The 17,534-nt window shown below is 56.0% G+C and carries 17 protein-coding genes and 1 other annotated feature; of the genes, 5 read left to right on the forward strand and 12 right to left on the reverse strand.

Annotated elements, in window-relative coordinates; translation table 11 throughout:
* Positions 1-7: 7 nt before the first annotated feature.
* From radC to L1047_RS08625, 3 genes are read right to left on the reverse strand one after another with little or no spacing between them, the layout of a single operon-like run.
* Positions 8-742 (reverse strand): RadC family protein, encoded by a 735-nt coding sequence (gene radC, locus L1047_RS08615; RefSeq protein WP_235278458.1) that lies wholly within the window; start codon positions 740-742, stop codon positions 8-10.
* Positions 739-2,571: an ArnT family glycosyltransferase gene (locus L1047_RS08620; RefSeq protein WP_235278459.1), complete on the reverse strand. Its 1,833-nt coding sequence runs from the start codon at positions 2,569-2,571 to the stop codon at positions 739-741. Before L1047_RS08620 ends, radC begins: the two co-directional genes overlap by 4 nt.
* The gene (locus L1047_RS08625) at positions 2,564-3,628 is read right to left on the reverse strand and encodes a CIA30 family protein (RefSeq protein WP_235278460.1); all 1,065 of its coding nucleotides are present in this window, start codon (positions 3,626-3,628) and stop codon (positions 2,564-2,566) included. Before L1047_RS08625 ends, L1047_RS08620 begins: the two co-directional genes overlap by 8 nt.
* Positions 3,629-3,778: 150 nt before the next feature.
* On the opposite strand from L1047_RS08625, the gene L1047_RS08630 reads away from it, so the two are divergent.
* On the forward strand, positions 3,779-4,684 hold the full coding sequence (locus L1047_RS08630) for an aldose epimerase family protein (RefSeq protein WP_235278461.1): 906 nt from the start codon (positions 3,779-3,781) through the stop codon (positions 4,682-4,684).
* A 25-nt stretch (positions 4,685-4,709) separates the two neighbouring features.
* Here the strand turns inward: L1047_RS08630 and L1047_RS08635 are convergent, their stop codons facing one another.
* Genes L1047_RS08635 through L1047_RS08650 form a run of 4 tightly spaced genes read right to left on the reverse strand, consistent with a single transcriptional unit; the run spans position 4,710 to position 10,366 of the window.
* Complete coding sequence (locus L1047_RS08635; RefSeq protein WP_235278462.1) at positions 4,710-5,804, reverse strand: hypothetical protein; 1,095 nt, start codon at positions 5,802-5,804, stop codon at positions 4,710-4,712.
* Between the two features lie 54 nt (positions 5,805-5,858).
* The gene (locus L1047_RS08640; RefSeq protein WP_235278463.1) at positions 5,859-8,648 is read right to left on the reverse strand and encodes a GAF domain-containing protein; all 2,790 of its coding nucleotides are present in this window, start codon (positions 8,646-8,648) and stop codon (positions 5,859-5,861) included.
* A gap of 45 nt (positions 8,649-8,693) precedes the next feature.
* Positions 8,694-9,983 carry an O-antigen ligase family protein gene (locus tag L1047_RS08645; protein ID WP_235278464.1) on the reverse strand — a complete coding sequence of 430 codons (1,290 nt, stop codon included), beginning with the start codon at positions 9,981-9,983 and terminating at the stop codon, positions 8,694-8,696.
* Positions 9,983-10,366: a 2Fe-2S iron-sulfur cluster-binding protein gene (locus tag L1047_RS08650; protein ID WP_235278919.1), complete on the reverse strand. Its 384-nt coding sequence runs from the start codon at positions 10,364-10,366 to the stop codon at positions 9,983-9,985. The genes L1047_RS08645 and L1047_RS08650 overlap by 1 nt, the downstream gene beginning before the upstream one ends.
* A gap of 144 nt (positions 10,367-10,510) precedes the next feature.
* Between L1047_RS08650 and L1047_RS08655 the strand changes: the two genes are divergently transcribed.
* The 4 genes from L1047_RS08655 (at position 10,511) to L1047_RS16780 (ending at position 13,009) form a co-directional block, all read left to right on the forward strand.
* Positions 10,511-10,963, forward strand: a complete 453-nt coding sequence (locus tag L1047_RS08655; RefSeq protein WP_235278465.1) for a phosphomannose isomerase type II C-terminal cupin domain — start codon at positions 10,511-10,513, stop codon at positions 10,961-10,963.
* A gap of 71 nt (positions 10,964-11,034) precedes the next feature.
* Positions 11,035-11,997 carry an ABC transporter ATP-binding protein gene (locus L1047_RS08660; RefSeq protein ID WP_235278466.1) on the forward strand — a complete coding sequence of 321 codons (963 nt, stop codon included), beginning with the start codon at positions 11,035-11,037 and terminating at the stop codon, positions 11,995-11,997.
* On the forward strand, positions 11,994-12,767 hold the full coding sequence (locus L1047_RS08665; RefSeq protein ID WP_235278467.1) for an ABC transporter permease: 774 nt from the start codon (positions 11,994-11,996) through the stop codon (positions 12,765-12,767). Before L1047_RS08660 ends, L1047_RS08665 begins: the two co-directional genes overlap by 4 nt.
* A gap of 38 nt (positions 12,768-12,805) precedes the next feature.
* Entirely contained in the window at positions 12,806-13,009 is a 204-nt protein-coding gene (locus tag L1047_RS16780) for a DUF2283 domain-containing protein (protein WP_235278920.1), read from the forward strand.
* Between the two features lie 153 nt (positions 13,010-13,162).
* Here L1047_RS16780 and L1047_RS08675 read toward each other — a convergent pair whose 3' ends face one another.
* The 5 genes from L1047_RS08675 to rplK form a co-directional block, all read right to left on the reverse strand.
* Entirely contained in the window at positions 13,163-14,665 is a 1,503-nt protein-coding gene (locus L1047_RS08675; RefSeq protein ID WP_235278468.1) for an ABC transporter ATP-binding protein, read from the reverse strand.
* Positions 14,666-14,844: 179 nt separating this feature from the next.
* On the reverse strand, positions 14,845-15,252 hold the full coding sequence (rplL, locus tag L1047_RS08680) for a 50S ribosomal protein L7/L12 (RefSeq protein WP_235278469.1): 408 nt from the start codon (positions 15,250-15,252) through the stop codon (positions 14,845-14,847).
* A 143-nt stretch (positions 15,253-15,395) separates the two neighbouring features.
* Positions 15,396-15,959, reverse strand: coding sequence for a 50S ribosomal protein L10 (gene rplJ, locus L1047_RS08685; RefSeq protein ID WP_235278470.1), 564 nt, complete (start codon positions 15,957-15,959; stop codon positions 15,396-15,398).
* Positions 15,960-16,023: 64 nt separating this feature from the next.
* Positions 16,024-16,181, reverse strand: a sequence feature (ribosomal protein L10 leader region).
* 97 nt (positions 16,182-16,278) lie between these two features.
* Complete coding sequence (gene rplA / locus L1047_RS08690) at positions 16,279-16,989, reverse strand: 50S ribosomal protein L1 (protein WP_235278471.1); 711 nt, start codon at positions 16,987-16,989, stop codon at positions 16,279-16,281.
* Positions 16,990-17,104: 115 nt separating this feature from the next.
* Positions 17,105-17,530, reverse strand: coding sequence for a 50S ribosomal protein L11 (gene rplK, locus L1047_RS08695; protein WP_235278472.1), 426 nt, complete (start codon positions 17,528-17,530; stop codon positions 17,105-17,107).
* Between the last annotated feature and the right edge of the window lie 4 nt (positions 17,531-17,534).

A 17,534-nucleotide genomic window follows, 5' to 3' on the forward strand; every position in this document is an offset into this window, starting at 1 on the left:
GCTCCAGTTATTCCGGCTGGGGAATTTCCTCCCAGAGAGTAGTCCGTTGGCGCAGGCTGAGGAAGTGTCCGCCCCCCAGAATTAGGTGATCCAACACAGGAATTTGCAGCAGTTGCCCTGCTTGTAACAGTTGTCGGGTGAGGGCGAGATCTTCCGGGCTGGGATCCAAGCTGCCGGAGGGGTGGTTGTGGGCAATGAGGATGCGGCTGGCTCCTTGCTTAATGGCGCTGCGAAAGGTTTCGCGGGGGTGAGAAAGGGTTTCGGTGGCAGTGCCGCGGGTAACAATCTGCTGGCTGAGCAGCTTGTGTTTGATATCCAGGTGTAGCACGGCAAAGTGTTCCTGAGCCTCCCACATCAACTCGCCACTCAGAGCCATAGCTGCCTGTTCGGGAGAATCGATCACTGTACGCTCCGGTGGACGGGCCAAAAACACCCGCCGCCCCAATTCAATCGCCGCCAGGAGGGTGGCTGCCTTGGCCGGGCCGATGCCCTCGATCTGAATCAGTTCCCCCGCCTCCACCTGTCGTAGTTGGCCGAGGGGATCCCCTTGGTGGCGCTCCAATTCCTTGAGCAGCAACTGTCCTAGCCCCACGGCTGAGAGCTTGCCTGGTCCCTGTCCCGTGTTCAGCAAAATGGCCAGCAGCTCGGCATTAGAGAGAGTTTTGGCCCCGTAGGTGAGCAGACGTTCGCGGGGACGATCCTGAGCGGGGATATCGCTGATGCGTAAAACGTACTGGCTCATGGCGGAGGAGAAAAGCTGGGGGATGTTTTTAGGAGCCAAAAGGGACCCTGTTGCTCAATCGCCTGTAAAGATCCCCGTTCAGCCAACTCTTCCACGAAGGGATCCCAAGTGACCAGATAATCCGGCATTTGCCCCGTCCTCTCCCAGGCAGATAGCTCCGCCGGAAAAGCTGCATAGGGAACCTGCAGCGGGCCATAGAAGTAGGGTACAAACGAGCGGAACCCGTACAGCCCCACTGTTCCGGGCAGGGCCGATTGGGAGTTCTCGGGTGCAGGTTCAGCTTCTAAATGGGCTTCAGTGCTAACAAACCGTTGAAAAAATTGGATGGATCCTCCTTGGGTATGCTGCAACAGACGCGGGAAAACCCAGCCCCAGGCCAACTGGGCGCTCAACCCGGTGGCTAAGAGCAAACTCACCCACCCCCAAACCTTTTGCCGACCGAATATCCAGGCTAGCCCTCCCCAAAGCAACATCAAAGCCGGCCCATAGGTGTAGAGGGGCCAGTCCACCCCTGCTCTCAGGTACCCCAAGGTGAGCCCATCCGTCAGAAGGATTCCCCAATTTGCTAGCCCCTCCCCCTGGGATCCCCCCAGCCAGGGCAACACCAGCCACAGAACCACCCAAAACAAGCCGCTCAGCAGGATCCAAAGGGTTTCCCAAAGGGTGAGCTTGCTCTCTCTTGCCCACAGACGTTGCAGTCGCCCGGCGGCGAAATAGGCCCCTATCGGGTACAACAGCGAGGTGTAGTGCACCAGCTTGGTTTGCACCAGCAGAGAAAACAGCGCCAGCACTACCCCAAAAGCCACCAAAAGTAGATGTTCCGCCCGCTGGCTGGGATCCGTAGCCGTTGCCGCCGAACCAAGTCGTAACCGCGTACTGCGGGTTCTCGCTCTCCAACGAGAGGAGGACTCTCCACCTCGAATCGTCTGCAGGATCCCGGCCAAAGCCACTGCCCCCCAAGGAAAGCACCCCAACCCAAAAGCAAGCACATGAAAATAAACCGGGCCAGGATGCCCATCCGATGTGGTGAGGATTCGCCACTGGTAACGGAGAAACTGCTCCACCCATTGCGGCCCCTGCTCCATCCACTCCACCACAAACCAACTGAGGGCAACGCCACCCGCCAACCCCAAAAAGGCCACTGCCTCACCCCAGTGTGGCCAGGGATCCGGATGCCAAAGCTTGTAGATAGCCCAAATGAGTAGGGGTAAGCCCAAGCCCAGTGGCCCTTTGGCCAACACTGCTAACCCCAGAGCCAATGCCCCCAGTCCCAACCAAGCCCGTCCCGACTGCCCAATCAGACGGGCCTGATCCGCCGCAAACAGGGATCCCATTCCCACTCCCATTCCCAGATTAAACAGCGGATCGATCAGGCCGGTTTTGGCAAAGAACAGGGGCAGATAGCCCGTCAATAGCAAGCTCCCCCACAGGCAGCCAAAGTCTACCCCCCGCAAATGGGATCCCCAGGCCACCAGCAGCGCCACCGTCATCCCTCCTACCCAAGCATTCGGCAGGCGGGCCGCCCATTCGTTCACCCCTAAAGCGCTCATGGCCAAAGCTTGCAGCCAAAAAAATAAGGGGGGCTTCTCGAAAAAGGGTTCGCCATTGATGACCAAAGAAAGGGGATCCCCACTTAGGAGCATCTGCCGGGCCAGACTGCCGTAGATCAGCTCATCCCAGTCGAACAAAAAAGGGATCCCTTGCCACCACAGCAGCCATCCTCCCGCTAGCAACCCCATGCCCAGAGCTGGCCAGACTGGCAAAGCAGCCCAAAGGGATCCCCCAGAATGAAATCTGCTTCGAGGGGAGAGCAACGGGGATTTAAGCATGGAACTGTTCAACCCGTTCAACTTGGCCCACAGCTTGTGGCGACCGCATCACCCGCAGTAATTGTGCCACCAGGATGGGCTCTTCCACATCCACAGCAGCTTCCACCCCACACCAACGGGGAGAACACGCTTGTATGAGAGCCAGCAGTTGCTCGGAGATCCGGCCTCGCACCACCCCGATGATTTGCGGCAAGGGATCCCGGCGATAGGCCCCGATCCACCGCAAGCGCAGTTGAAAGGATCCCGGACGAAAACGGGGGTTCAGGCTACCATCCGCCTCAAACTTACTCAGCATCAACTGCAACGAGCAGATCCGACGGGTATTCAAGGGAGGAGCAGCGGGCACGATACGGGCGCGAAAGGTGGGCACCATCTCGCCAAACGGGATCCGTAGGGTCTGCTCCGCCTCAGGCGAGGTCTCAAAGGCATAGCTATAAGCAGGACTATCCCACCCGGTTTGGTCCCGCACAAAGAACTTGTAACGTTGTCCATCTCCTTGCAGGCGCAGCTCCAGGCCCGCAAACTCTGACAAATCCAAGGGCGGTTCTAGGTTGCGGGTGCGTGTGGAAACAAACCCGCCAGAGTTGGCCGTAGAAACCTGCCCTGTGAACAGAAGCTGCTGCTCCCCCCATCGCAACTGGCTTTGGCTCACCCCCCCCATGACCACATCATCCAAGATGCCCCAAAACTCGTTGAACTCTGGGTTGGGTTGGCGAAAATCAAACAGCATCTGCTCCGTCTGGTGGCCCATCTGCTCCAGATGGGTTTTGGCCAGTTCCACATCCTCTAGACCCAGGAACACGGTCGCCGTCGCCCAAACCGGGCTGGAGTCAAGTACCTCCACTCCCTGCTGCCTCAGGGCCTCTGCTAACCCGACTGGCAACCCTTGCCCCAGCAACAGAACTTGAGAAGGGATCGCCCCGGAAAGGAAAGGTGGCACAGGATTGACGCTCGACTTTGGCTGAAACCCATTTTGTACCCAGCGCCAAACCTCTGCAAAGGGCAGCGCATCGTAGTAGGTCAGAGTATTCAAGAATCGGCCCAGATCCCAGGACATCACTGAACCCTCAGAATGGCAACGGCCTTGCAAGCAGGGCAAATGCCTACAGAATAGCGTTGCTGGGGTTGTCCTTGAGCATCAAAGACCCCTGCCAAACCACCACGATTCCCCCACAATGAAAGGGATCCCGCTCTGGAGACTGCCTTTGTGTACAGCATCACCTCATTCCCCCAGCCCTACCTGACCTATCTCCTCAAAGATGAACAGAGCGGGGCAGAAGCAGAGATCGTGCCCGAGCGGGGCGGCATTCTCACCCGTTGGCGTATGGATGGCCCTCCGGGCCGTGCAGAGCACGATGGAGAAGAGATCCTCTACATGGATGAGGAACGGTTTCTGGATCCCAGCCTGACGGTACGGGGCGGTATCCCAATCCTATTCCCTATTTGTGGCAATCTGCCCGAGAACACCTACAGCCATGCAGGACAGAGATACACCCTCAAACAGCACGGTTTTGCCCGGAACCTACCCTGGCAGGTGGTGGATCAAGACACCGAGGGTCAAGCCTCTCTAACGTTGATGTTGGAAAGCAATGCCGAAACCCTGTCAGTTTATCCCTTCGAGTTCACGCTTCTGTTCAGCTACCAACTTCGGGATCGCCAGCTTCTCTTCAAGCAACACATCACCAACCGCTCTGAAAAGCCCATGCCTTTTTCAGTCGGGTTTCACCCCTATTTTCATGTGGAGGAGGCCGTTAAACCGAAGTTACAGCTTGGGATCCCGGCCCATGAACTCTACGACCACCTCAGCAAAACCAGCGCCCCTTTTGCGGGTAGCTTGGATTGGACAGCTCCTGAAATCGATGTGGCCTTCAAGTCGTTGTCTGCTCAAGAGGCAGTGGTTACGGATCCGGTGGCGGGGAGAAGGCTAATCCTCACCTACGACGAGATCTTCAGCACCCTCGTTTTCTGGACGGTGCAGGGCAAACCCTTCTTTTGTCTGGAACCCTGGACAGGGCCACGCAATGCTCTGATCACAGGCGAAAAGCTGATCCAACTGCCACCAGGAGATAGCCTAGAAACTCAGTTTGCGCTGCGGGTAGAGGCTCTGGGCTAAGTAGCCTGTCAGAAGCTGGATCCCTCTAGGCAACCGGGCTCGGATCTTGACCTTGGCCCAAAACCTGAATGGCGACTTGCAGTTGTAGCGCCTCCTCTCCGCTACCCAGTCCCATCTGTAGGATTGGGCCAGAAAGTGTTTCTAAACAACGGCAAAGGCGACGCAAATGGGGGGTACTGGCACCAATGTGGCCATCCAACTTGTCGGTTAGGGATCCCAGGCGTTTCCAGGTGGTGAAAAGACGCGCCAAGATTTGCTCCAGTTGAGCCGCTTGATTCACCAAATCAGCCGTCAAGTTGAGCAATCCCAAGCGCAAGGCTTCTTCGAGTGCCTCCTCCAAATCCAACCCCTCCTGCTCCTGCAGAGCTTGCACCTGAGCGGCAGATTGTAAATATCGAGCCAAAAAACGGGCATCGGCGGTGGCTTGCTTGAGGGTATCCACATCGGGGTTGAGGACGATCTCCTCCTGCAAGGCCTGTTGATGGGATGCGGGCAATTTTTCCAGTTCCCGCACCAGAGGGGTGAGGTAACGAGTGGGAATACTCTGTTCGGCAGCTTTGGCCCGTACGGGCGCTGGGATCAACTCAGAAGTGGCAGCAGTCCACTCATCGGCAAGGTCGCGCACCTGTCGGCGGGTAATACGTTGGCCTTGCTGGGCGGCTTCCACCACCATTTGCTGCACTTCTGCGGGAGCTTGGGCGGTTTCTATGAAGGCGCGTTTGCTGAACCGATCCACCGTTTCTGGGGCCAGTTCCTTGGCTCGCATGAGGCTATCGGCGCTGTCTGCCAGCTCCAGCAGCGCGTAGGCCCGACTCTTGCTGATCTCTCGATCCTTCAGCCAATGGAGAAAGCCACTGCCGCGTCCATCCCCCCGCTGCTTTTCCCGATCCCGTACCACCCGCAAAATGCGCCCCCGCCAAATCTCTGTTTGTATATCGAAGCGGTCACATACCTGCCAGGCCTGTTCCACCTGCCGATGAAACTCCAGTTCGGGCAAACCTTCGTCCATGGGATCCGGCAACACCAAGTCTTGCAGGGCTCCTGTGGGTAATTCAGGCCCAGATTCCAGGCGGATGGCCGATGCCTCTACTGATGTTGCAACTGTTTCAAGAGTCTCCATACGCCCCCTCACACCCGAGCCGACCCATTATGGCAGAGCTCCCCATCAAGCGGGTTAAGCCTGAAGACTACCATCCACGGGGAGCTCAACACAAAAGCAGGTTTGGTTGTTGCCACTGCTGACCCGAATCGAGCCTTGTAGCTGCACCACCATTCGTTGAATCAGTGCCAATCCCAGTCCTGTGCCCCCTTGTTTCCAGGGATCCCCTGAAGGGATGCGATAAAACTTCTCGAAAATACGCTCCTGCTGTTCGGGTGGGATCTCAACTCCCGTATTGGTGATGGCAAAACCAATTCGCTCGGCGGGATCCACCCCAGACACCGCGAAAAGAGAAGCAGAGGAGGGACGAATCACTTCAACCTGGATCTGAGCTGTGGGGGGAGAATACTTACAGGCATTGTTGAGCAATTCCGCCAAAATACGCCCCAAACTGCTGGGGTCAGTCCGAATCTGAACAAGGGTGGGGTGAAGGATCAGGGTCAGGGTTTGCTGCCGTTGTTGGGTGCGTGCCTCGAAGGGCTTTAGCAAAGAGGGTAACCACTGCCGGAGCGGGATCCATTCCCACTGCAAGTTCTGAACCCCACTTTCCAGCCTTTGGAGATCCAACAGATCGTTGATGAGCTCCGTTTCTCTGAAACATTCCTGTTGCAGGATCCCCAAGTACCGTTGTGCTTTTGCCCAATGGGCAGGTGAGTTCTCTTGGAGATCTTCTAGGGCCAGACGCAACAGATGAATGCTCATTTTCATGTTTGCCATTGGCGTGCGCAGCTCATGGGAAACCGTGCTGAGGAAATCATCTTTAAGGCGGTTGAGGGCTTGCAACTCCTGCATCCGTTCTTCTAGCTCCCGTTCCACTTGCTTTTGTGGGGTAATATCGACACTGATGCCGATGCTGCCCTGTAACAGGCCCATCTCATCCCGCAAGGGAGTGTGTTTGATCAGAACAGTGTGCGGGGATCCCGAACCTAGGTTCTCAGGGCTGGTGGAATCGACATCGACTAGGGCTTTCCAGTTGGTGAGTGAGGCTTCAGAAACGGCCCACCGAGCCAATTCCACTTCTCCTGACCATTTTTCTCCCGTTCGGATGGCTTGCAACAGGGTCAAGGCCTGTTCTGTCGAGACAGGGATCCCGTCTATAATCAGTTCTCCCAAAATGGCCCCACCCGCAAGGCCGTAGAGATTGCTGGCAAAGCGATTCCAATAGGTGATATGCCCCTCTCGATCCGTAACCACAACAGCAGTTTCCACCGCATCCAACAACTGTTCTTGCAACTTGAGGGTGTTGAGCTGTTTGTTCAACTGCGTGGTGCGGGTGCGCACTTTTCGCTCCAGTTGCTCATTCAGTTCACAAACTTGTTGATACAAGGAAGTCTGCTGCAGGGCAATTTCCATCTGAGTGGCTATTTGCTCCATCAGGCTAATCTCCTCCGGTTGCCACTGGCGGGGTTGCCCACATTGATGAGCCGCCAACATGCCCCATAGATCCTGATTCGGAAATAAAGGCACCACCAACTGGGCACGCACTTGACACTCCTGCAGGTATTGCTGCAACTGGGGTGTTGGGGTTGTCCAGTGCTGCAGGTCTTCGACGATACGCACTTTGCCCTGACGGTAGTGCGCCAACAGATCCCCGAACCAAGTGGGATGAATGACCCGACCCAATGCTTTTGGCCAGGCCGGATCCACCGATTCTTCGATAACCCAGGCTTCTCCGTTCGGCTGAAACTGGTAGAACAACACTCGATCCGCTTGCAAAAGCCGTCGCACATCTGCGGCGGCTGTGGAGAGAATTTGCCCCAATTCAAAGGAACGGTGGATCCTGAGTGCAACATTGGCCAGTAGATGTTCTCGTTCTAGGCTTTGTCGCAAAGCCAGTTCTGTGTTTCGGTAGCGAGTAATGTCTCGGAAGATCACCACTACCCCAGAAATGTTCCCGGCAAAGTCGGTAATGGGGGCGGCACTAGCGGATAGGAATCGCTCTGTTTGGGCTTTGTCGATGAGCACGGTGGCGGGAGATAGCCCCAAAGCCCTCCCTTGATTCAGCACCGCTGACACCAAATCTGGATGAGGTTCCCGACTCTCTTGATGCAACAAACGGAGCACCTGACTGAGGGGGGATCCGATGGCTTCGGCGGCGGCCCAACCGGTCAGTTGTTCGGCGGCGGGGTTGAACAGGGTAATCCGTCCAGCGCAATCGGTGCCAATGACCCCATCGCCAATGCTCGCCAGAGTGGAAATTAGCCGTTGTTGTTCTTCGGCTAGGGCAGCTTCTGCCAAACGCCGCTCCCGCAGCTCCCGTTGGGCCTCCTGAAAAAGCTGAGCATTATCCAGGGCTAAGGCCGCCAACTGGGCAAATTGTTCTAGCCCCTGCAGTTCTAGTAGGGAAAAACACCGCCCCAACTCCGTATGCGCTAGCCCTAACACCCCCACCACCTGTGTACGCAACCGCAGGGGCACTCCGATCATGGCGCGACTATCGGAGTCGATTCCCAGCCGTTCCGGCCAAGTCAGGTAATCTTCCACCTGCACCGGGGATCCCGTTTGCCACACAAGCCCAGCTAACCCTTCTCCAGGCCTGATTCGTTGGCCGACCAAGTCAGGAGAGGTATTCAACCCCACCTCCAGCCGCATGACATTCGGATCCGTCCCACTGACTCGGAACAGGAATCCTTTGGGTGCCCCCAGCCAATCTGCTGCCTGCTGCACAATCACCTGTAGAAGTTCAGACAGCTCACGCCGGTCTAGCAGCGCCAACCCAATCTGGTGTAGGGCGTTGAGATAGCGATTTTGAGCCAAGAGGTCGGCTGGAGAGGTCAGGTGTGGGTCGGATGAGGCAGCGGTCATCCTCGGCCTACTGAGGTCATGAAGAGGTAATCGATCAAGACTGCTTCACGGTAGATCCAACCGTGGCATTTGGGTAGCTTCCGTTTCGGGAGCTGTCCCTTGCCTTTCCTGACTAGCCCCCAGGACGGCTCCCAAGAGCAAAGTCGCCATCAGATGGATCCGACCATCCAAAATCACCACATCCAACAATCCAGAGGCAAACAAAGCTCCCAGCGCCAAGAGAATTCCCAACAGCACCCCCTCTTGACTCTGGCGCCAAGCCCCGAGGCCCTGCAACAAAATCCACCCCCACAGCAACAGGTAACCCAGTAATAGTGGGATCCCGCCCTCAGCCGCCAAATGAAGATATAAATTGTGACAATGGCCCAGCAGCTCCGGTGGATTTTGGGCATTGTAGAGATCGGCAAAACTCTGCCAACCCCACCCGGTCAGGGGGCGTTCTCGCACCATTTCCAGCGCAAAACGCCAGGCATCCACCCGATTGGCGGTGGAACTGAAGTAGGTGGCCTGCGGGTCGAAGGTATCGGCCAAGCGACTCCAGAGCAAGCGAGGCACAACGGCACGCCAACCGGGCCAATCCAAAGCCGCCACCAAACTGGCGCTCCCCAACCCGATGAGGATCCCCAGGCCCCACCAGCAGCGCCGTAGCCCCAACCCGAGCAGCAAGACCAAAGCCCCTGCTCCCCACCCATTGCGGGAGGCCGTCAAGATCAACAACAGGGATCCCAACCCCAGGGTTGCCCCCAGCCAGATTCGCCAGCCTGTTCTGGGTTGATCCAGCCACAGTCCTGCCGCCAAACAGAGGGTGATCACCAGATAAATGGCCAGGATATTCGGCGAGGTAAAGGCTGCCGCCGGTCGCTCCCCCCCTGCAACCCCTGTGATCCAGATCGGCCCCAAAAACAGATCCCCCTGCCAACCCCACAGAACCTCCCCCCAACCCAGCAGCAGCATCAGCCAACTGCCCAGCACCAGCACTTGTGCCAACCGTCTGCGCCCCACCACACCCACCAGCACTCTGGCAAAAACCGGCATCATCAATAAGAAAGGCCAGTAATTGAACATACCCGGCAAACTCAGCTGCCAATCCTGTCCCAGCAGTGCCACCGCCACCACCCCAAGGCTTAACCCCAAGGCCAACCGATGCAAGGGATCCCGAAACACTTCCCATCCCCAACGGAGATAGCTCCGACCGATGCCGAGCAGTACCAACAACAAACTGGGGGCCAAATTCACCGGGATCAGCGCCGCCGCCCCCAAGAGCCATCCCTGTCGCCAGAAGGGGGGTATTCTTTGAGTTCCTTCAGAAGATTCCACGGCTGCAGACGAGGCCATCACTCATCCTCAATCGGGATCCCCGGTCGTACCCGTCCCTTGCCAAAGTAGCGCCCAAATTGCAGCTCATACACTTCGTCTTCATCCTGGGTTTCCACCCATAGCTCCGAGCGTGCATAGCCTACGCACAACAGCCCATAGCCCTGCTCCTTCAGTTCCCGCGAGATCCCCATCGCTTCCGGTTGGTAAAGGGATCCCTGTCGTACCCGCACCGCACAAGTGGTACAGGCCCCATTGCGACAGGCAAATGGCAGAGGGATCCCTTGGGCTTCTGCGCTGGCCAAAATGTATTGATCGGCGGGCACCTGGATCCAATAATGCCGATCCCGTTGGCGATCATGGATGTGAACCGGATAAGAGGGAGCGGACTGGGGGGAAGGCATGGAGGACAATAGCGTTATCCCGAAGCTAGATACCTTCTCATGATCCCACAGGATTTTATCCCGTTGATGTGACCCAACCATCCCATTGGGGATCCCGAGAGGGCTGGGATAATCTAAAAGCACACCCCTGAGGAGGGCAACTCCATGCTGGAAACCCCTAAGTCAGACCTAGCCCCACCGGAAAAACTCCCTGTTCCCCTCTCTGCAGAGACTTTAGCCCAGTTGATCGAGAGCAATACGGAAAGTCGTCCCTGGGGCACCTTTACCGTGCTCGAGGAGGGCCCCGGCTACAAAATCAAGCGGATCGTGGTGTTGCCCAAACATCGGCTCAGCCTGCAAATGCACTACCACCGCAGCGAACATTGGATCGTCGTCGCCGGCACCGCCAAGGTCACCTGTGGGAGCGAAGAAAAGATCATCACCTCCAACCAATCCACCTACGTGCCCCCCTGCACCCAACATCGCCTAGAAAATCCGGGTGTCATTCCTCTGGTGATCATCGAAGTGCAAAACGGCCAGTACTTGGGCGAGGACGACATCATTCGGTTTAGCGATGACTACGCACGAACGAATGGCAGCCAACCCCAGAAAGCCTAGGCCTTCTGGCCATGACCCCCTGAACCCAACTCAGCAACTTGGTTCTATCCCCTCGCCTGAGGGATTGCAGAATGAAAGCTCTAGAAGCCCAGCACCTGAAAAAATCCTATCGTGCTTCACACGGCCCGGGAGGACATCGACAGGGGGGCAAAGAGGTACAGGCGGTGGTGGATGTCTCCTTGACGATTGCAGCCGGTGAGATCCTGGCCTTTTTGGGGCCCAATGGGGCGGGCAAAACCACCACGATTAAACTGATTGCTGGGTTGATTCGCCCAGATGCCGGTACGGTACGCATTGTCGGACGGGATCCCCATCAAGAGGAACAGGCTCGGGCGCAGGTGGGCGCGGTGCTGGAGGGCAATCGTAACCTATACTGGCGGCTCACCCCTCTACAAAACCTGGAATACTTCGGCGTACTGCGGGGTCTCAAGGCGAAAACCGCTCGGCAACGGGGATTGGAGCTGCTAGAAACCTTTGGGTTAACGGAAAAACAAGGGGTAGCGGTGCAAACCCTTTCGCGGGGGATGCAACAAAAACTGGCGATTGCCACTGCCTTAATTCACCGTCCTGCTTTGCTGCTGTTGGATGAACCCACCTTGGGATTGGATGTGGAAGCAGCACAAACCGTCAAGTCCCTGATTCGTCAAATTGCCGCGGCGGGGCAGGCTATCCTGCTCACCACCCATCAATTGGATATTGCCGAAGTGCTCTCGGATCAAGTGGCCGTGATTCAAGGGGGGGTAATCATCGCCCAGGCGCCAACCCGGGAGTTGATCCGACACTTTGCTGGCACTGCCTCCACTTATCACATCGAGTTGGAACAAGCCATCGACAGTGAACGGGCTGCCCAACTGGGATCCCTGGGGGGGGTGGTCGAGGAGCCACATCGGTTGCGGTTCACCGGCTCCTCCGAGCAGTTGTATCGGGTACTGGATAGAATAAACCCCATACCTTTGCTCAGCCTTAAGCGAGAAGAAGCGGATCTCACTCACATTTTTCTTAAGTTATTGAAGAAGGGAAATGGGGAGGGATGATTCAACTCTTTTTTGCCGAGTTAAAACGCTCCTGGATCCAATACATTCGCTATCCTGTTGAGGCACTGGGCGGGATCCTGATCACCACATTTTTCTTCTATGCTTTGTTTGTTGGTGCTCAATATGTGGCGGGGCCAGCCTCCCAATTTGGGGAACGCCTGGATGCTGTGGTCATTGGCTATGTACTGTGGACACTGGTGATTTTTGTCGTCAATGATATTGCTTTGAATTTACAGGTAGAAGCCCAAACAGGAACCCTTGAGCAAGTCTTGCTCTCCCCCTTTTCAGCGGCATCTATTTTTCTTGCCCGGGCCTGTGCCAGTTTCTCGTTACGTTTCACATCAGTCACAGCCATTTTAATGGTGATTTTAGGGCTGACGGGCAGCCGATTACAGTTCCCTCCCAGCTTGATTTTGCCCCTGGTCAGTGTGGTGCTGGGAGCTTATGGCCTTGCTTTTTTGCTCGGCTCTGCTGCTTTGATCTTTAAGCGGATCCAGCAGCTTCTGGTGATGAGCCAGTTTGGCTTGTTGTTTCTTTTGGCCACTCCCACCGAAGAATGGCAGGGATCCCTGAAATGGGTGGGGCAAGGGTTGCCAATGACAGCAGGAGCTGGACTGTTGCGGGATGTGATGGTGCGGGATGTGGGCTTGGATGGGCCGCGGCTGTTGATGGGTTTGGTCACTGGAGTTGTATATTTTGCTCTGGGGATGGCGGCCTTTCGCGGGTCAGTTCGGATTGCCAAAGATCGCGGTATCCTCGGCTCCCAGTAGGGCTGATTTTCAGGATTGGCATTTAGGGGATCCCTGCAATTGACAATAAAAATGACCGCACAGGTAATACACTTGTCGTTTGGTTTGGCAATCCTCAAGATGAGGTTGAAGCTAAAGAAATGGGGGATGAGGTGATTTTGATGAAAGACCACCAAGGTCAGGTGATTGGCTTTGAAAAACTCAACTTTCTACCTCCTTCTGATAGTCCTGTACGCATTACCTTTGAAACCATAGCCCCCTAAGTTCGTAGTGTTGACTTTAGGGCCAGAGGGAGCTATAGGTAGTAGATTCTAAAAACTGTGGGCAGAATATTTTCGATCTTAAAAAAAGCCCGTTTTATCAGGGTCTTGCTCTATTCAATGTTTTCAATGTTTCGCTGCCCCACAGCATTCCAATTACACCTCCGTCGGGATCCCGTGGATCTTACCGCCGATCATCTGCCCCAACCGCGAAACGGTCAGCTCCGCCACCGGTATGGGCTGTGAAACTTGCCCACCACTAAACACCATCACCCGATCGCTATATTGCACGATCTCATCCAAATCGGCTGAAGCAAAGAAAATAGCTGTACCGGTTTGGGTGCGCTCTAATAGCTGACCCCAGATCCACAGCGCCGACTCAATATCCAGTCCCCGCGTCGGGTGTTCCATCAGCAACAGGGTGAGAGGGGTAGGCAGAAGGGCCAGTTGGCTGCGCTGTTGGTTCCCCCCAGAGAGTTGCTCCACCCGGCTATGAGTATGCCCACGAATGCTGAAGTGCTCGATGGCCGCTTGGGTGCGTTGACGCGCCAGGGGCCAGTTTATCCAGGGATCCCGTTGCTGTAGGGCAAAATGCTCTTGCAGCGTCAACCCAGGGATCAGCCCCTCCCGCAGCCGATCCGCCGGAGAGTAACCTACCCCTCGCCGCAGATACTCTGCATAGGGTCGGCCTGCCATCTCTTGTCCCTGTAGCAGAATCTGTCCTTGAAGAGGAGGCAACAATCCCGCACAGGCGAGTAGCAACTGCCGTTGACCGCTGCCTTCCAGCCCCGCCAGACCGATCACCTCCCCCGCCTGCACCCTCAAATTTGGCAAACCTAGGGTGACATGATCCTGCCGCAACAGCAGCGATCGTAGCTCTAGTAAGGGATCCGCCGTTGTCGCCGGAGGATGGATCCGTCCAGGAGCCGCCAACTCCCGGCCAAACATCAGCTCGATCAGCCGTTGTTCTAGGGGCACCGGGGAATCATCCTCTCCCCTGACGGGCAGAGTTCCCACCACCTGACCCTGCCGCATCACCGTCACCCAATCGCAGAGCCGTTCTACGTCCTCCAGTTTGTGGGAGACAAAGATCACTGATTTACCCTGCTCCGCTAGCCGTCGCAAAGCCGCAAACAAAAGATCCTTTTGAGAGGCGGAAATGCCCGTAGTGGGCTCATCCAAGATTAGGGTGTTGATCCCCAGCGAGAGCAACCGCAAAATTTCCAGTTGTTGCCGCTCCCCCACTGTCAGCTCGCCAATTGCCCCATCCGGGTTGAGATCAAAGCCAAATTCCTCGCATAGCTTTCTCAGTCGCTGTAGACTTTCCCTTCGCCGCAAACCAAAGCGCCCCGGTTGCCCCGCGATAAAATTTTCCAGCACTGTCAGAGACGGAAAATCTAAGGGATCCTGGTGCAACATGCCAATGCCCAGACAAATCGCGGCGGCAGGGCTGCCGATCTGAACCGGTTGCCCACCCACACGAATCTCCCCCTGATCACAGCGCAAGAATCCACTCAGAATCTTGACCAGAGTACTTTTGCCCGCCCCATTTTCTCCTAGCAGGCCGTGAATGGTGCCCGCCTCCACTAGCAAGGACACATCCCGGTTGGCCTGTACCGTTCCAAAGCGCTTGTGGATATTGAGCAGTTGGATCTTCATGGTGCTTACAGCTTTTTCCAGCGTTATCTGGTATAGCAGACTCAGGCCAATCCTTTACTTTTACAAGGTTTTTTGCCTAGCTCAAGGGCCTGCGTGAAGTCGGAAAAGGCTGTAAAACCCAAAAACATCGGTAGGAGAGAGAATGGGATCTCTCTCCCTAGTTGCTCGAGTTGCTCGAACTACTTCACTTTGACAGTAGCGCCAGCTTCTTCCAGCTTCTTCTTGATGTCGTTGGCTTCCTCTTTGGCGGCTCCTTCCTTAACGGCTTTGGGAGCAGCTTCCACAAGGTCTTTGGCATCTTTCAGGCCCAAGCCAGTCAGCTCGCGCACCACTTTGAGAATGGCGATCTTCTTATCAGCCGGGACAGCCTCAAGAATAACATCGAAGGCAGTTTGCTCTTCTACAGGCTCAGCCGCTGCTGCTGGAGCTGCTGCTGCTGCCACAGGAGCCGCCATCATCATGCCACCTGCGGGGGCCGCGGCACTGACGCCGAATGCTTCTTCGATGGCTTTTACCAATTCCGAAGCTTCCAGCAAGCTCAGGGCTTTCAGGTCTTCGAGGATTTTTTCAACGCGCTCAGAAGCCATGGTGTTGTTCTCCTTATGAGTAACTTAAGTTTGACTTGTGCTCTAGTGTGGAACCGGACAGGTGTCCGTTGTGGGTTGCCCATCCGTTTCAGCTGATGGACAATGTCGGGTCTGACAGCAGAACGTGGGGGAAATCCATTCCCCTAAGCGGCCTCTTTGTCGGCAATGGCCTGAATGGCTCGTCCCAGTGAAGCTGGAATCTCATTGATGCCACGCGCCACCTGAGTGGGCACAGCATTGAGTCCAACGGCCAACTTTGTTGCCACCGAGTTGAGGCTGCCTGCCACTTGGGCCATCAATACCTCTTTGGGGGGTAGATCGGCGATGGCTTTGGCCTGATCCAATGTCAGGGATAGCCCCTCGATGCCCGCACCGCGGAACTCGGTTTTCTTGGTTTGCTTGGCGAAATCTTGATAGGTCTTCAGGGCGGCTGTAATATCGCCCCGAATCAAGATAAAGGCCGATGGCCCCGCCAAGAAGGGTAGGATCCCTGCCCAAGGTTTTTGGTCGGCGATGGCCCGCCGCATTAGAGTGTTTTTGACCACCATGCAAACAGAATCCGACTTGCGTAACTCTGCCCGCAGCTGGCTCATTTCCGAAACGGTCAGCCCCTTGTAGTCGATCACCAGCACCATTTGGCTGGCTTGCAGCAGAGATCGCACTTCATCGACGACCTCCGCTTTCTTCGCTACAGGTTGCTTGCCCATGCGCTCACCTCCTGATTTGAATGGATGAACCTTTGTGTTGCTCAGCTTGGAGGTGGATCCCGGTCGCTCAAAACAGAATGCGTCCCAGCCGAAGCCAAGACGCATTGAGGCGAGAACAGACCAAAAAGAATCCGTAAAGGATCCCTCCGCACTCTACTCAAACCTCGGCAGGAGATTAAGCCTGTGGGCACCTGCTGTCTTCGGCTCGATGATTCGACTGTAGGAAGCGTGTTCTGCCTCGTGTCTCCTAGAAATTCACCAATCCAGACCCAAATGCAACCGTCTTTGACCCACCGCAACTCCGAAACTTGCTTAGCCCTTAGGCTGCCAATTTCAGATCTCGCAGGGCGTTGATATCAACTTCGATAGAGGGACCCATCGTAGCAGAAACATGCAGAGTTCGCCAATACTTGCCCTTTGCCCCGGAGGGACGGTTGCGGTCGATCGACTCCTGTACAGCCTTCAGGTTCTCCAGCAGGGCCTCTACCGTGAACTTGCACTTGCCGAACATCACGTGCACGATGCCGGTACGATCAGCCCGATACTCCAACTTACCAGCTTTAAATTCACCAATCGCCTGGGTCAGATCAGCGGTGACAGTACCTCCCTTGGGAGAAGGCATCAGGCCGCGGGGCCCCAACAACCGACCCAACTTGGCCACCTGCGGCATGACATCAGGAGTGGCGATCAACAGGTCAAAATCCATCATGCCTTTGCTGATTTCGTCGATCAGCTCCTCATAGCCCACCAGATCGGCACCAGCATTTTGGGCTTCGGTAACCTTCTCACCGCGAGCAATTACCGCCACCCGGATCTCTTGGCCGGTGCCCTTGGGCAGAACCACCGTGGTGCGCAGTTGTTGGTCAGCATACTTGGGGTCAATCCCCAGGCGGATGTGGACTTCTGCTGCTTCTTCAAATTTGGCAGTGGCCGTCTCCTTCATCAGGGCCAGAGCCGCCTCAGGGGCATAGGCAATTGGCTTCACTTTCTCTTGTAAAGCCTGCATTCGCTTGGATAACTTTCGAGCCATGGTTTCTCCTCGGGGTGCTAGCGAGACTGTCTCTCCCCCACAATGGTTTGCTTAAACAATTAACAATTCAAAAATCAACAATCCCGAAGTCAACTGAGGGGTAAGGCGACCCACTTCAATCGGCCACCGTCACACCCATGCTGCGGGCGGTACCGGCGATGATCTTCATGGCCGCCTCGACATCGTTGGCATTCAAATCCGGCAATTTTTGCTCAGCGATCTGACGCAACTGGGCCTGGGTCAGGGATCCCACCTTGGTTTTGTGGGGCTCACTGGAACCGGACTCGATGGAGAGGGCCTTTTTGATCAACACCGATGCGGGCGGAGTCTTGAGAATGAACGTAAAGCTGCGATCCTCAAAAATGGAGATCTCAACAGGTACGACCATCCCCGGCTGATCTGCCGTTTTGGCGTTATATTCTTTGCAGAAGGCCATGATGTTGACCCCATGCTGACCCAGTGCTGGGCCAATCGGGGGTGCGGGGGTGGCTTTGCCCGCTTGAATGGCCAGCTTAACCACTGCCACCAATTTCTTTGCCATGAAA

Origin of the sequence: Synechococcus sp. Nb3U1 (assembly GCF_021533835.1) — a bacterium.
Taxonomy (GTDB): Bacteria; Cyanobacteriota; Cyanobacteriia; order Thermostichales; family Thermostichaceae; genus Thermostichus.